This is a genomic window from Pseudomonas sp. 3296 (genome assembly GCF_031456615.1).
Lineage (GTDB): Bacteria > Pseudomonadota > Gammaproteobacteria > Pseudomonadales > Pseudomonadaceae > Aquipseudomonas > Aquipseudomonas mucoides.
Genome location: NZ_JAVDUY010000007.1, coordinates 415314 through 430772, shown reverse-complemented (window position 1 = coordinate 430772; position 15459 = coordinate 415314). Strand labels below are relative to the sequence as shown.

13 protein-coding genes are annotated in these 15459 nt (G+C 60.4%); 12 read left to right on the top strand and 1 reads right to left on the bottom strand.

From position 1 onward, the window contains the following. Window positions 1–50 precede the first annotated feature (50 nt). The 3 genes from J2X66_RS21310 to J2X66_RS21300 are packed head-to-tail and all read left to right on the top strand — an operon-like array spanning window position 51 to window position 3733. Entirely contained in the window at window positions 51–1064 is a 1014-nt protein-coding gene (locus tag J2X66_RS21310) for an iron ABC transporter substrate-binding protein (RefSeq protein WP_310268095.1), read from the top strand. Window positions 1065–1067: 3 nt separating this feature from the next. Beyond that, window positions 1068–2666, top strand: a complete 1599-nt coding sequence (locus J2X66_RS21305; RefSeq protein ID WP_405046799.1) for an ABC transporter permease — start codon at window positions 1068–1070, stop codon at window positions 2664–2666. Then, on the top strand, window positions 2663–3733 hold the full coding sequence (locus J2X66_RS21300) for an ABC transporter ATP-binding protein (protein ID WP_310268092.1): 1071 nt from the start codon (window positions 2663–2665) through the stop codon (window positions 3731–3733). The genes J2X66_RS21305 and J2X66_RS21300 overlap by 4 nt, the downstream gene beginning before the upstream one ends. Before the next feature lie 10 nt (window positions 3734–3743). On the opposite strand, the gene xerC is transcribed toward J2X66_RS21300, so the two are convergent. Further along, entirely contained in the window at window positions 3744–4682 is a 939-nt protein-coding gene (gene xerC / locus J2X66_RS21295; protein ID WP_050590164.1) for a tyrosine-type recombinase/integrase, read from the bottom strand. A gap of 385 nt (window positions 4683–5067) precedes the next feature. Between xerC and arnB the strand changes: the two genes are divergently transcribed. From arnB to J2X66_RS21250, 9 genes are read left to right on the top strand one after another with little or no spacing between them, the layout of a single operon-like run. After that, window positions 5068–6216: a UDP-4-amino-4-deoxy-L-arabinose aminotransferase gene (gene arnB, locus J2X66_RS21290; RefSeq protein ID WP_310268089.1), complete on the top strand. Its 1149-nt coding sequence runs from the start codon at window positions 5068–5070 to the stop codon at window positions 6214–6216. Next, the gene (gene arnC, locus J2X66_RS21285; RefSeq protein ID WP_027923065.1) at window positions 6213–7229 is read left to right on the top strand and encodes an undecaprenyl-phosphate 4-deoxy-4-formamido-L-arabinose transferase; all 1017 of its coding nucleotides are present in this window, start codon (window positions 6213–6215) and stop codon (window positions 7227–7229) included. The genes arnB and arnC overlap by 4 nt, the downstream gene beginning before the upstream one ends. After that, window positions 7226–9217 (top strand): bifunctional UDP-4-amino-4-deoxy-L-arabinose formyltransferase/UDP-glucuronic acid oxidase ArnA, encoded by a 1992-nt coding sequence (gene arnA / locus J2X66_RS21280; protein ID WP_027923064.1) that lies wholly within the window; start codon window positions 7226–7228, stop codon window positions 9215–9217. The genes arnC and arnA overlap by 4 nt, the downstream gene beginning before the upstream one ends. Beyond that, complete coding sequence (gene arnD / locus J2X66_RS21275; RefSeq protein ID WP_310268082.1) at window positions 9217–10101, top strand: 4-deoxy-4-formamido-L-arabinose-phosphoundecaprenol deformylase; 885 nt, start codon at window positions 9217–9219, stop codon at window positions 10099–10101. The genes arnA and arnD overlap by 1 nt, the downstream gene beginning before the upstream one ends. Then, the gene (arnT, locus tag J2X66_RS21270) at window positions 10098–11747 is read left to right on the top strand and encodes a lipid IV(A) 4-amino-4-deoxy-L-arabinosyltransferase (protein ID WP_310268077.1); all 1650 of its coding nucleotides are present in this window, start codon (window positions 10098–10100) and stop codon (window positions 11745–11747) included. Before arnD ends, arnT begins: the two co-directional genes overlap by 4 nt. Continuing rightward, window positions 11744–12088, top strand: coding sequence for a 4-amino-4-deoxy-L-arabinose-phosphoundecaprenol flippase subunit ArnE (arnE, locus tag J2X66_RS21265; RefSeq protein ID WP_310268074.1), 345 nt, complete (start codon window positions 11744–11746; stop codon window positions 12086–12088). Before arnT ends, arnE begins: the two co-directional genes overlap by 4 nt. Continuing rightward, complete coding sequence (gene arnF, locus J2X66_RS21260) at window positions 12085–12486, top strand: 4-amino-4-deoxy-L-arabinose-phosphoundecaprenol flippase subunit ArnF (protein WP_310268071.1); 402 nt, start codon at window positions 12085–12087, stop codon at window positions 12484–12486. The genes arnE and arnF overlap by 4 nt, the downstream gene beginning before the upstream one ends. After that, entirely contained in the window at window positions 12483–13862 is a 1380-nt protein-coding gene (locus J2X66_RS21255) for a UDP-glucose/GDP-mannose dehydrogenase family protein (protein ID WP_310268068.1), read from the top strand. Before arnF ends, J2X66_RS21255 begins: the two co-directional genes overlap by 4 nt. Then, the gene (locus tag J2X66_RS21250) at window positions 13835–15454 is read left to right on the top strand and encodes a glycosyltransferase family 39 protein (RefSeq protein WP_310268063.1); all 1620 of its coding nucleotides are present in this window, start codon (window positions 13835–13837) and stop codon (window positions 15452–15454) included. The genes J2X66_RS21255 and J2X66_RS21250 overlap by 28 nt, the downstream gene beginning before the upstream one ends. The last annotated feature ends 5 nt before the right edge of the window (window positions 15455–15459 follow it).

Here is a 15459-nt window from a genome sequence, read left to right as displayed (position 1 = left end):
AGCGGATCGCCATGCATGACCACCAAGAAAGAACAGGAGCTGCCCCCGGAATGACGCCCTCTTTCCCTGCGTTTCTCAAAACCGCACTGCTGACCACCGCACTGATCAGCGCCGGGCATGTGTATGCCGCTGAGACCGACGGCATCGTGGTCTACAACGCTCAACACGAAAGTCTGACCAAAGCCTGGGTCGAGGGCTTCACCAAGGAAACCGGGATCAAAGTCACGGTACGTAACGGCGACGACACCGAGATGGGCAATCAGCTCGTTCAGGAAGGCGCCGCTTCTCCGGCCGACGTGTTCCTGACCGAGAACTCCCCGGCCATGGTGCTGGTGGACAACGCGGGCCTGTTTGCACCGGTCGCGCCGACCACGCTGGAGCAAGTCGATGCGGCTTATCGTCCGGCGCATGGCAAATGGGTCGGAATCGCTGCGCGCTCCACGGTATTCGTCTACAACCCGAGCAAACTACCTGCAGCCGATCTGCCGAAATCGCTGATGGACCTCGCCGGGCCCGACTGGAAAGGCCGTTGGGGCGCCTCGCCTGCCGGTGCCGATTTTCAGGCCATCGTCGCCGCTGTGCTGGAACTCAAGGGTGAAGCCGCCACCCTTGAGTGGCTCAAGGGGATGAAAGCCAACTACACCGCCTACCGTGGCAACAGCGCCGTGCTCAAGGCCGTCAACGCCGGCCAGGTCGACAGCGGTGTGATCTATCACTACTACAGCTTCGGCGATCAGGCCAAGACCGGTGAAAACAGCAAGAACACCGCCCTCTTCTACTTCAAGCATAAAGATCCGGGTGCCTTTGTCAGCGTCTCCGGTGGCGGCGTCCTGGCCTCTAGCAAACACAAAGAAGAAGCACAGGCACTGCTGAAGTGGATCACCGGCAAGGAAGGCCAGAAAGTCCTCGAAACCGGCAAATCGTTCGAATACGCCGTGGGCAAGAACGCACCGTCCAATCCTAAACTGGTGCCTTTGCAGCAGCTCGATGCGCCAGCAGTCGATGCCTCAAAACTCGACAGCAAAAAAGCCGTGGAGTTGATGACTCAGGCGGGACTGCTCTAATTGATTCCTGAAACCCTCCCAGGGGCTATCGCCACGGCGATGCCCTCGAACTTGCGACGACGCTCCCGTGGCGTCTTCACAGGTCGCGGCGGCGTGTGGGTGATCGGTTTGTCCATACTGATCGCCCTCCTGTCGCTGCTGCCGATTGCCTTCGTCATCGGCGTGTCGATTCAAACGGGCTGGGCGGCCATCGTGCCGCTGGTCTTGCGGCCTCGCGTCGCTGAACTGCTGATCAACACCGTGTTGCTGGTGGTGATCACCATTCCGTTGTGCGTGATGCTGGGCCTGGCGCTGGCCTGTCTGACAGAGCGCACCAATCTGCCGGGCCGACGCACATGGTCACTGCTGGCCACCGCCCCGCTGGCGGTGCCGGCCTTTGTCCACAGCTATGCGTGGGTGAGCCTGGTGCCACCGATCCACGGGTTGTTTGCCGGCGTGCTGGTCTCGGTCATCGCCTACTTCCCGTTTCTGTACCTGCCGATTGCCGCCACCCTGCGCCGGCTCGATCCAGCCATCGAAGACGTCGGCGAATCGCTGGGACTCAAACCGTGGGCGGTGTTCTTTCGGTTGGTACTGCCGCAGCTGCGCCTGGCCATTTGCGGCGGTGCGTTGTTGGTAGGCCTGCATTTGCTCGCCGAATATGGCCTGTACGCGATGATCCGCTTCGACACCTTCACCACCGCGATCTTCGACCAGTTCAAATCCACCTTCAATGGCCCTGCCGCCAACATGTTGGCCAGTGTGCTGGCCCTGTGTTGCCTGGCGATGCTCACCGCCGAATCCGCTGCTCGCGGCACGGCGCGTTATGCCCGGGTCGGCTCAGGAAGCGCACGCTCTCAGCGGACGGTGCGTCTGGGCTCACGGAATATCGCGCTCGGCCTGCTCCTGCAAGGCATCACCTGCGCACTGGCGCTGGGCGTGCCATTGATCACGCTGGGCAAGTGGCTGATTGCGGGGGGCACGCAAGTCTGGCAACTGGACGATCTGCTGCCGACGCTGCAACAGACGTTGCTGTTAGGCGCTGCGGGCGCGGCCCTCACTACCTGCGCCGCGATCCCGATTGCCTGGCTGTCGATTCGCGCGCCGGGTCGACTGCAACGGGTGCTGGAAAGCTGCAACTACATCACCAGCTCGTTGCCGGGGATTGTCGTGGCGTTGGCCCTGGTCACGTTCACCATCCATTTTGCCCGGCCGATTTATCAGACCACGATCACCGTGTTGCTGGCGTATCTGCTGATGTTCTTGCCCCGGGCCCTGGTGAGTCTAAGGGCCGGTATTGCCCAGGCACCAGTGGAGCTGGAAAACATCGCGCGCAGCCTCGGCCGCTCGCCGGGGCGGGCCTTGTGGCTGATTACCCTGCGCCTGGCCGCGCCGGGGGCCGCCGCTGGCGCTGCGCTGGTGTTTCTGGCGATCACCAACGAACTCACCGCCACCCTGCTGCTGGCGCCCAATGGTACGCGCACCCTGGCCACCGGCTTCTGGGCCATGACCAGCGAAATCGACTATGCCGCCGCTGCACCCTATGCCCTGTTGATGATCCTGCTGTCGCTTCCGCTGACCGGACTTCTTTATCACCAATCCAAACGAACGGCTGGCCGATGAACGCTCTTGAACTGCATGCCATTTCCAAGTCTTACGGCGACCATCAGGCGCTGGAAAACATCAACCTGTCGGTACCCGCCGGCAGTCGGACGGTGATTGTCGGACCGTCCGGTTCAGGCAAGACCACCCTGTTGCGGATGATCGCCGGTTTCGAATTCCCGGACACCGGCCGGCTCTCACTCAACGGCCAGACACTCGTCGACGAGACCCACGAGGTGCCGGCGCATCAGCGTTTGATTGGTTACGTGCCCCAGGACGGCGCCCTGTTCCCGCACATGACCGTGGCCGCCAATATCGGTTTCGGGCTTGCGAGCAAGGGCAGCGAAAAAAACGAGCGTATCGCCGAGCTGATGGACAGCGTGTCTCTGGACGCGAACATGGCCAATCGTTGGCCCCATGAACTCTCCGGCGGCCAGCAACAGCGTGTGGCGCTGGCACGGGCATTGGCGCAACAGCCGCGCCTGATGCTGCTGGACGAGCCGTTTTCCGCCCTCGATACCGGCCTGCGCGGTGCAATGCGCAAAATGGTCGCCCGGCTGCTGTCCGATGCCGGCGTCACCACCATCCTGGTCACCCATGACCAGAGCGAAGCGCTGTCGTTTGCCGATCAACTGGCAGTGATGCGCGACGGTCGGCTGGTGCAGTCCGGCCATCCCCTGGATCTTTACCGCTACCCCAACGACGAACAGACCGCGCTGTTTCTCGGGGATGCGGTGGTCATGCCGGCCCGCATCGAAGCCGGCTGGGCCCATTGCGACCTCGGCCGGATTCCGGTGAACAACCATCGCAACAACAGTGCCGCGCAGATCATGCTACGTCCCGAACAACTGCAACTGGTCAGCGCCCAGCCCAGTCCCACCGAGGCTACCGGCTGCCGCGCGATGGTCACCGACCGGGATTTCAGCGGCAATACCTGCACATTGACCGTCGAGCTGGAAGCCCCGACTGCCGGCGAACTGACAGGACGGTCATTAACGGTTCGCAGCTCAGGCATGTATGCGCCCCCTGCCGGCAGCGCGGTTCACGTCTCGACCATCGGCCATGCCCACGTGTTCAGCGACGTTTGACAGCGATGCGTCAAAGATCAAAGCGATCCACTGCGCGGCGCCGCTCGTTGTCGTCGCGTACATCGTAATTGGCGGTGGTCTGGATGTTGCTGTGATGCGCCAGTTTCTGCGCGATCGATAAATCGTGCTCTTCAATCACGCGGGTGATGAATGAACGGCGAAAATCATGCGGCATGATCTTGACCCCGACTTCGGCACCGCGCTGGCGCGCGATGTAATAGATCGCATGTTTGGTCACGCGCTCACGGGTGATATGGCTGCCACGGCGAATGCGGTTGAACAGAAACGGGTCATCCACCTCGCCTTCCTTGAGCTGTGATCGGCGGAACTCGAGCCAGGCTTCCAGCTTGGCGAAGGCCCAGGCCGGCGCATACTTGATCAATTGCTTGTTGCCCTTGGCCGTCACCCGCAGGCTGCGCTCGGCAAAATCGACCTGCGACAGGTCGAGGTTTACCGATTCGGACTTGCGCATCCCCGAACCGTACAAAATCCCGATGATCGCCGCGTCCCGCAACCCTTGTGGACGTGGATCGGCGGCACACACCGCCATCAACTCCTGGATCAGCGTGCGCCGCAAGTTGCGCCCTTGCGACAATCGGGTGCCGGCAATGCCTTTGACCGAGCGCATTTTCAGCAGGTGTTCCTGGCTGATCAAGCTCATGCGCCACGCCTCATTCATTACCCCGCGGATTGCGTTCACATACAACGAAGATGTGTTAGGCGCATAGCCGTCTTCGCGCAACGCCGCGACTAGCGCAATGACATCTTCTGGCTGCAGCTGATGCCAGGGAATTTCCTCGATGTTCATGTCTTCGAAGCCCAACCGGTCGGCGGCATCCTGCAATACATAACGCATGGTCAGCTGACTGGAGGGCGCGAGCCGGGCCAGGTAGACCGTCAACGGGTTGGTCTTTGAAGCAACAGGATGGGTAACAGGTAAGTCAGTCAAACGAAACGGCCTTCAGTTAAAACACTGCAGTAAAACAACTAAGGATTGAAACATTCCTCATCTAAAGCGGGGACTTCCGTAGGACTTTTCTTCTAAAACCCACGATGAACGGCAGGAGTCTGAACAGTGCCTGTATGGCTCTCAGATAAATGATTTGCCGACCGGGTTTTCATGTTCCTTTCACGAAATTGCGCATACCCTCAATGAGCTGCGACTGTCCCCCACAGGCCTCCAACGTGCCGACCGGAACAGAAAAAGTCAATTAATGCGATTTGTCACACTTTCGGTGTAACCAATTGAAGCAGCTTATTTTTTATCGACTACGCTTGCCTTGGATCCAGCACATCCAGTATCAATCTTTGTCCAATTCCAGCCCGAGGTGCCCATGAGTCAGGCGTTTCTCCCCTTTTCCCGCCCAAGTATCGGCGATGAAGAAATTGCAGCCGTCGAGCAAGTATTGCGCTCCGGCTGGATCACCACCGGGCCAAAAAACCAACAATTGGAAGAGCAGTTCGCCAACTATGTCGGATGCCGCCACGCCGTCGCACTTTCTTCGGCCACCGGTGGCATGCACATCACCTTGCTGGCCTTGGGCATCGGGCCGGGCGATGAAGTCATTACCCCGTCCCAGACATGGGTGTCCACCGCCAACATGATCTGCCTGCTGGGCGCGACGCCGGTGTTCGTCGACGTCGACCGCGACACCCTGATGTGCGATCTGGACAGCATCGAGGCCGCCATCACCCCGCGCACCAAAGCCATCATTCCGGTGCACTACGCGGGCGCCGCTTTCGATCTCGACCCGCTGTATGCGCTGGCTGACAAACACGGTATTCCTGTCATCGAAGACGCCGCCCACGCCGCTGGCACCTACTACAAAGGTCGTCATGTCGGTTCCAAGGGCACGGCGATCTTCTCGTTTCACGCCATCAAGAACATGACCTGCGCTGAAGGCGCGATGTTTGTCAGCGACGATGAAGCCCTGGCCAACCGGGTGCGCATGCTCAAGTTTCATGGCCTCGGCGTCGACGCCTATGACCGCCTGACTGGCGGCCGCAAACCGCAGGCGCAAGTGATTGAACCGGGTTTCAAATACAACCTGGCCGACATCAATGCCGCCATCGCCCTGGTGCAACTGGAGCGACTTGAAGAGATCAACGCCAAGCGCACCCAGCTCGCTCAAACCTACCTGCAACGCCTGGAAGGCTGCGCCGTGCAACCGCTGGCGATACCCACTTACCCGCAACAACACGCCTGGCACCTGTTTATCCTGCGCATCGACGCCGAGCGTTGCGGCCTGGACCGTGAAGCGTTCATGAAGGGCTTACAGGAGCAGAACATAGGCACTGGCATCCACTTTATTGCCACACATTTGCACACGTATTATCGTCAGCGGTTCCCGAACATCTACTTGCCCAACACCGAATGGAATTCGGCGCGGCTGTGTTCGATCCCGTTGTTCCCCGACATGACCGCCGATGATGTCAATCGTGTGGTCGATGCCATTGAAAACGTTATGGACAGATCTCAGTGAAACCTTACCCAATCCGTTGCGTGTCGGTTGTTATCCCGGTCTACAACGAGCAGGACAGCCTGCCCGAGTTGCTGCGGCGTACCGAAGCGGCCTGTGCACAGTTGCACCATGAATACGAAATCGTGCTGGTGGATGACGGCAGTCGCGACAATTCGGCGCAAATCCTCGAAGAAGCCGCCAGTCGTGAAGGCAGCCCGGTGGTCGCGGTCATTCTCAACCGCAACTATGGTCAGCATGCGGCAATCATGGCCGGTTTCGAACACTGCAAAGGTGATGTCGTCATCACGCTCGATGCCGACCTGCAAAATCCGCCTGAAGAAATTCCGCGACTGGTGGCCCAGGCCGAACTCGGTTATGACGTGGTCGCCACTGTGCGCAACAACCGTCAGGACTCGGCCCTGCGTCGCTGGCCGTCGAAACTGATCAACATGGCCGTGCAGCGTTCGACCGGCGTTGCCATGAGCGATTACGGCTGCATGTTGCGTGCTTATCGCCGGACCATCGTGGACGCGATGCTGGCCTGCCGCGAACGCAGCACCTTCATCCCGATCCTGGCCAACAGTTTTGCCCGGCACACCACGGAAATCCTGGTGATGCACGCCGAGCGCGAACACGGTGAATCCAAGTACAGCCCCATGCGCCTGGTCAACCTGATGTTCGACCTGATCACCTGCATGACCACCACGCCGTTGCGCCTGCTGAGCATCGTCGGCTTCGCCATGGCCGGCCTGGGCGTGCTGTTCGCCATGACCTTGATCTTCTTGCGCCTGGTGTTCGGCGCCGAATGGGCTGGCGACGGTTCGTTCGTGCTGTTCGCCGTGCTCTTCGTCTTCACCGGCGGGCAATTCATCGGCATGGGCCTGCTGGGCGAGTACCTGGGACGCATGTACAGCGACGTCCGCGCCCGCCCGCGCTTCTTTGTCGAAAAAGTCTTGCGTAGCCAACCCGCCGCACCCGCTCCCGTTGTCACCGTTGACGGCCTCACTTCCACTTCAGATCAGGTTCTCTCATGAGCGCAAAAGCTGTTGTCTTCGCCTACCACGATATTGGCTGTGCCGGTATCGAATCCCTGCTCGCGTCCGGCTTTGAAATTGCCGCCGTGTTCACTCATGCCGATGACCCGAAAGAAAACGCGTTCTACGGTTCCGTTGCGCAGTTGTGTGCCCAAAAAGGCATCCCGGTGCATGCCCCTGAAGATGCCAACCATCCGCTGTGGATCGAGCGCATTGCCAAACTCAACCCGGATTACCTCTTCTCGTTCTACTACCGCAACCTGTTGACCGAGCCGCTGTTGGCCACCGCCCGCAAAGGCGCATTCAACCTGCACGGCTCGTTGCTGCCACGCTACCGAGGCCGCGCCCCGGCCAACTGGGTGCTGGTGAACGGTGAAACCGAAACCGGCGTGACGCTGCATCGCATGGTCAAGCGCGCCGACGCCGGCGCGATCATCGCCCAGCAAAAGGTTGCCATTGAACGCAGCGACACCGCGCTCACCCTGCACGGCAAATTGCGTGTAGCCGCGGCCGACCTGTTGCGCGACACCCTGCCTGCACTGCTGCAAGGCAAAGTCACCGAAACGGCTCAGGACGAGTCCAAAGCCACGGTATTCGGTCGCCGCACCGCCGCCGACGGCAAACTGTTCTGGAAGAAACCCGCTGAAGAACTGTTCAACCTGGTCCGTGCGGTTACCCAGCCGTACCCGGGCGCGTTCTGCGACGTGGGCGAGCACAAGCTGATTGTCTGGAGCGCCGAAGTGGCCAAGGGCAATGAAGGTCAGGCGCCGGGCCGTGTGATCAGCGTCGATCCACTGCGTATCGCCTGCGGCGAAGACTCGCTGGTGATCACCGCCGGTCAGCGTAATGACAACGGTCTGTACCTGAGCGGCCCGCAACTGGCCAACGAATTGGGTCTGGTCGACGGCTCCGTCCTGCGCGGGGCTGAATCCGGTCGCAAGCCACGTCGCACCCGCGTGCTGATCCTCGGCGTCAATGGCTTCATCGGCAACCACTTGTCCGAGCGCCTGCTGCGCGATGACCAGTACGAAGTCTACGGCCTGGACATCGGTTCGGACGCCATCGACCGCCTGCGCAGCCACCCCAACTTCCACTTCGTCGAAGGGGATATCAGCATTCACTCCGAGTGGATCGAGTATCACATCAAGAAGTGCGACGTGATCCTGCCGCTGGTAGCGATTGCCACCCCGATCGAATACACCCGCAATCCGCTGCGCGTATTCGAACTGGACTTCGAAGAGAACCTGAAACTGGTTCGCTACTGCGTCAAATACAACAAGCGCGTGATCTTCCCGTCGACTTCCGAAGTCTATGGCATGTGCCAGGACAACAACTTCGACGAAGACACTTCCAACCTCATCGTTGGCCCGATCAACAAGCAACGCTGGATCTACTCGGTCTCCAAACAGTTGCTCGACCGCGTCATCTGGGCCTACGGCCAGAAAGGCCTGAATTTCACCCTGTTCCGCCCTTTCAACTGGATGGGCCCACGTCTTGACCGTCTGGACTCGGCACGTATCGGCAGCTCCCGAGCCATTACCCAGCTGATCCTGAACCTGGTGGAAGGCACGCCAATTCGCCTGTTCGATGGCGGTGAGCAAAAGCGTTGCTTCACTGACATCGCTGACGGCGTAGAAGCGCTGGCGCGGATCATCGACAACGAAAACGACGCCTGCAACGGTCAGATCATCAACATCGGCAACCCGGAGAACGAAGCGAGCATTCGCCAGTTGGGCGAAGAACTGCTGCGTCAGTTCGAAGCTCACCCGCTGCGCGACAACTTCCCGCCGTTCGCCGGTTTCCGCGACGTAGAAAGCAAAGCCTTCTACGGCACCGGCTACCAGGACGTGTCCCACCGCAAACCAAGCATCGCCAACGCCAAGCGTCTGCTGGACTGGACGCCAACCGTGGAGATGAGCGAGACCATCGGCAACACGCTGGACTTCTTCCTTCGTGAAGCCATGCTCGAAATCGCGGACAAGCGTTGATGCAGGCAGGCCTTCGAATCGATGTCGACACCTACCGAGGCACCCGTGAGGGGGTGCCCCGGCTGCTGGAAATCCTCGACGAAGCGCAGGTCAAGGCGACGTTCTTCTTCAGCGTCGGGCCGGACAACATGGGGCGCCACTTGTGGCGCCTGATCCGCCCGCAATTTCTCTGGAAAATGCTCCGTTCCAATGCCGCCGGGTTGTACGGCTGGGACATTTTGCTGGCCGGCACTGCCTGGCCGGGCAAACCGATCGGCCGGGACCTGGGGCATTTGATGCGCGAGGCTCAGGCTGCCGGGCATGAAGTCGGCCTGCACGCCTGGGATCACCATGGCTGGCAGGCCAATGCCGGACGCTGGAGCGACGCGCAACTGATCGAGCAAATCCGCCAGGGCGTCGACACGCTCAGCGACATCCTCGGAAAAAAGGTCGACTGTTCGGCCGCCGCCGGTTGGCGTGCGGACGAGCGCGTGATCGAAGCCAAGCAAGCATTCGGCTTTCGCTACAACAGCGACTGCCGGGGTCAGAGCCTGTTTCAGCCGACGCTGGCAAACGGTAGTTTGGGTGCACCGCAGATACCGGTGGACCTGCCGACCTTCGATGAGGTGGTTGGCCCGACGGTCACTGCCCAGGACTTCAACGCGTTCATTCTTGACCGTTTTTCCCCCGACAAACTCAACGTCTACACCATTCACGCAGAAGTAGAAGGGATTCTGATGGCCAACGATTTCCGTCAGCTGCTGGCCGATGCGCGCCAGCGTGACATTCATTTCCAGCCCTTGGGCGATCTGCTGCCCGACGCGCCCAACACCTTGCCCACAGGACGTGTCGTACGCGGCACCCTTGAAGGTCGCGAAGGCTGGTTGGGAGTGCAAGGCGCATGAGCAAACGCTGGGCACTCCCCCTGCTGCTGGTCCTTTTCGTCCTGGGTTATCTGCTGCCACTGGGCACCCATGGCTTATGGATCCCGGACGAAACCCGTTACGCACAGATCAGTCAGCACATGCTCCTGAGCGGCGACTGGGTGTCGCCGCATTTCATGAGCGTGCGCTATTTCGAGAAGCCGGCGGCGGGTTACTGGATGATCGCCGCCAGCCAGGCGCTGTTCGGTCAGAACCTGTTTGGCGTGCGGTTTGCCTCGGCGCTGAGCATGGGCCTGAGCGTGCTGCTGTGCTTCCTGATCGCCCGCCGATTGTGGAACGATCCGCGCAAGAGTTTTGCATGCGCGCTGCTTTACATGAGTTTCAGCGTCATCGCTGGTCAGGCCGGTTACGCCAACCTTGATCCGCAATTCACCTTATGGGTCAACCTGAGTCTGGTGGCGTTGTGGTTTGCGCTGGACAGCGACGGTCGCCGGCAAAAAATCATCAGCTGGGGGGCGCTGGGTCTGGCCTGCGGCATGGGCTTCATGACCAAGGGTTTCCTGGCCTGGTTGCTGCCGGTGCTGGTGGCCCTGCCCTACATGATCTGGCAGAAACGCTGGAAAGAATTGCTGACCTACGGGCCTGTGGCGATTGTCGTGGCCATCGCGGTGAGCCTGCCCTGGGTGCTGGCGGTTCATTCGGAAGAGCCCGATTACTGGCGTTTCTTCTTCTGGCACGAACACATTCAGCGCTTTGCCGGTGAGGACGCCCAGCATGAAGAGCCGTTCTGGTTCTACCTGCCGCTGCTGGTCGGTTTCAGTCTGCCATGGGCGGCGTTGTTACCGTCCGCGCTGAAACAGGCCTGGCAAACCCGACGTCAGTCCAGCATCGGCTTCCTGCTGCTGTGGCTGGTGATGCCGCTGGTATTTTTCAGCATCAGCAAAGGCAAACTGCCGAGTTACATCCTGCCATGCCTGCTGCCCCTGGCCTTGTTGCTGGGTCACACACTGGCTGACCGGCTGAAGCTGGAACAGGGACGGGTGCTGGGGCTCAACGGATTGCTCAACCTGGTGTTGGGTCTGGTGACCCTGATCGCCTTGGTCTACCTGCAACTGAAAAAGCCGCTGTACGACCACGAACTGCACAACCTGGTGCTGGTGTTCATCGGTTTGATCGGCTGGATCATGGCCAATCTGCTGCAAGCGTTCAGGCCATTGCAATGCTGGGCTGCACCGGCATTCGGCAGTTTGCTGCTGATCGGCTTGATACCCGCCGGACTGCCTAACTCGGTGGTCGCCAACAAGACCCCCGACCAATTCATCCTTCATCACATGGATGAACTGGCACAGACCGGCAAACTGCTGAGCAACGATCTTGGCGCCGCATCGGCGCTGGCCTGGCGCATGAAGCACCCGGATGTGTCCTTGTACAACTCGGTAGGCGAATTGAAATATGGTCTCGCCTATCCTGACTCCGCACAGCAGCTGGTCACCATCGGCCAGGTTCAGCAGTGGATGCGCGACGCCCGCCGCAACGGCTCCGTCGGTGTGGTAATGCGAGTCAAGGGTGAGGATGAGTTGCAGGAAATCGAATTGTTGCCCAAGGACGGTAAACGTTATGAACAGGGCAACCTGGTGATCCTGATTTTCCCTCAGGAGGCGCCATGAGCCTGCTACTGGTACTGGTCGCGTGCCTGTTGACGTGCCTGGGTCAGATTGCGCAGAAATACGCCGTGGAGAGCTGGCGCGGCCAGGCTTCGGGATGGGGCGCGAAACTGCGCTCGCCCTGGCTGTGGCTGGCGCTCGCCGCGCTGGGGTCAGGCTTGCTGGTCTGGCTGCTGGTGTTGCAACGCCTCGAAGTCGGCATCGCCTACCCAATGCTCAGCCTCAATTTTGTATTGGTCACCCTGATCGCCCGCTTCGTCTTTCACGAAACCATTGATCGCCAGCACTGGTGCGGCGTTGCACTGGTGATCGGTGGCGTGGTTCTGCTGGGGCAACACGCATGAGCCTGCGTCGCGGAATCAGTTTCGCCATGGGCAGCGTGGTGCTGGGCAGCGCGGCGCAACTGGGCATGCGTTGGAGCATGACCCGCCTACCCTCACCGGAAAACTGGCTGACCGCCAGTTTCGAACTGGTCCCGGTGCTGGTCGTGCTGGCCGCGATCCTGGCCTACGCCCTCTCGATGCTCTGCTGGCTGGCCGCCCTGCGCGACTTGCCGCTGGGCCGGGCCTATTCGCTTTTGAGCATCAGCTACGCGCTGGTGTACGTGCTGGCCGCCAGCCTGCCGCTGTTTCACGAATCGTTCAGCCTTTCCAAGACCGTCGGGGTGGCATTGGTCATTCTCGGGGTCATCACAATCAACTCTCGTTCAGTCCGTGCGACCGAACTCCGGGGTGCGTCATGAAAATCAGTGTATTTGGTAGCGGTTATGTGGGCCTGGTCCAGGCAGCTGTCCTGGCTGAAGTTGGCCATGATGTGGTCTGCATGGACATCGACGAGAAAAAAGTCGCACTGCTGCAACAGGGCCACGTGAGCATTTTCGAACCAGGGCTGGCCAGTCTGGTACGTGAAAGCCTGGAAGCCAAACGACTGCAATTCACCAGCGACGAAAAACTGGCCGTCCAGCATGGCGAGGTGCTGTTCATTGCGGTGGGCACGCCGTCCCGGGACGATGGTTCGGCGGACCTGAGCTATGTGATGTCGGTCGGTGATGCCGTGGCGCGGCATCGCGAACAACCGGTGATTCTGGTGGAGAAGTCCACGGTCCCGGTAGGCACCGGCGACGCGTTGCAAGCACATATCGACAAGGCCCTGGTGACAACTGGCCGTGTGTTGCAGTTCGATATCGTCTCCAACCCCGAGTTTCTCAAGGAAGGTTCGGCCGTCGCCGATTGCCGGCGCCCGGACCGGATCATCATTGGCTGCGAACGTGACGAAGTCCGCGAAGTAATGCGCGACCTCTATGCACCGTTCAACCGCAACCACGACCGCGTCATGTTCATGGACCTGCGCAGCGCCGAACTGACCAAGTACGCCGCCAACTGCATGCTGGCCACCAAAATCAGCTTCATCAACCAGATTGCCGAACTGGCCGAACACCTGGGCGCCGACATCGAATCGGTGCGTCTGGGCATCGGCGCCGACTCGCGCATCGGTTATCACTTCATTTACCCCGGCTGCGGTTATGGCGGCTCGTGTTTCCCCAAAGACATGCGCGCCCTGATTCACAGCGCCCAGGAAGCGCACTGCTCCAGTGACCTGCTGCAAGCGGTGGAAGCGATCAACGAGCGCCAGAAACACAAACTGTTCTCGCGGATCAACGCGTTCTACCGTGGTGATCTGCGGGGCAAGACCTTTGCCGTCTGGGGCCTGGCGTTCAAGCCCAACACCGATGACATGCGTGATGCGCCGAGCCGGGTCCTGCTGGAATCGCTGTGGGCCGCCGGAGCCAATGTCCGCGCTTATGATCCGGAAGCGATGCAGGAAACCCAAAAGCTCTATCCGAATGAATCGAAGCTGATGCTCATGGGGACGCCCGAATCGGTATTGACCGGTGCCGATGCCTTGATCGTCTGCACCGAGTGGCAACAGTTCAAGGCCCCGGATTTCGACCTGATCGAACAGCGTCTGAACGCGCCCGTGATCTTCGACGGACGCAACCTGTACGACGCCGAACGCCTTGAACGCAGCGGTTTCAAATACTTCCCGATGGGCCGTGGCGAGTCACGCAACCTGCCGATTCCGCTTCAGCAATGGCCGGCAGACTCGGTCGTCGCGTGATCACCCTGTCACCCACCCGCCAGCAGTCCCTGGGCATCGGGTTACTGGCACTGATCCTGTTCAGTGCCGGGGTTTATCAGCAGGCGGCCATCGGTTTCGATTCACGGTTCGTGATGTTTGCCCAGGAAATGCTGCGTAACGGGCCATCGGTGTTCCCCACCACCTATGGCCAGCCTTACGCCGACTACTCCGCCCTGTCGACGCTATTCATCTGGCTGCTGTCCTTGCCATTCGGGCAGGTCAACAGCCTCAGCGCCTGGCTGCCGAGCGCGATGGCGGGTGCGGTGATTGTCACGCTGATGTACCGCTTGCTGGCGCCCTACTCCCGACGCTGGGCGCTGCTCAGCATTGCCTTGATGCTGATGACCACTACGTTCATCACCGAAGCCCGCGCGGTGTCCCAGGACCTGATACTCGCGGCGGTCGCGTTTTCGGTGTTTTACCTGGGGTATGCCGCCGACCACTTCGCGGCACAACGCCGCTGGCGGCTGATTTTTGCTCTGTTGGTCCTCGGCTTTGGGGTGCGCGGACCGATCGGGCTGGTGGTGCCCACAGGCATTCTGTGCAGCTACTTTTTGCTCAATCGCCAATGGCGGCATTTGTTCGGCTTCGGCCTGACAGCGGCCGTGTTGTTGGCAGTGAGCATCGGCACATTGTTGTGGCTGGCCGACACCGAAGGCGGCCCGGCCTTCATGCAAGACGTGGTGCGCATGCAGTTCATGGGGCGCATGGACGGCAGCGAAGGCGCCAGCGGTGCGCTGTATTATTTCACCAGTTCGATGGGCAACTATGCGCTCGCCTATCCGCTGGCCTGGCTTGCATTGGCGGCGATTGCGCTGACCCAAACACGCCAGGCAGGCCCGGCATGGCGCCTGTTGCTGTACTGCGTGGCGGCCGGGTTGATTGTGATGATCGGGTTGTCGATCCCGCAGGCGAAAAAGGCCCGCTATCTACTGCCGATGTTGCCGATGGCGGCGATTATTGCGGCGTATCCGTTTCAGGTCGCACAAGGGCGGTTGTTTGCCGCGTTGCGCGGTTTGATGCAGGGGTTATGGCTGCTGATCCCGATACTCATGATCGTTGGACTGGTGGTCGCTCAGCGCCGTTTTCCCGAGCAATTGACGTCGATCCGCTCGATCGTGATCCTGCTCGGCGTGTTGCAGGCCATCGCCCTTGCCACGCTGTTCAAACCCCGTTGGCGCGCAGAGACACTGGCTTTTTGCGCGGTGCTGGCGGTGTGGTCGGTGTACATGAGCGTGTTCGAACCGGTTGAACGTCGGCTCTATGACACCCGCATATTCAGCCTTGCCGTCTATGAGCAGGTTAAAAAAGCGCCGGCGCCATTGGTGCTGCACAGCATGGGCAAAGATGCCAAGGCGATCAAATTCATGGTCAATATCCCGCATGACTTGCAGCCGCTGTTTACTGACTCGATCCCGGAACTGCAAAGTCTCTCCGGACCCGCATGGTTGATGATGGACCTGAACGCCTACAACGCCTTGCAGGGCACTGCGCTGGGTAACTTGCAACCGGTGTTGAGCGGGCGATTCGACAAGAATGATTTCGTGCTGCTGCATAAACAAACCCCGTAGAACGG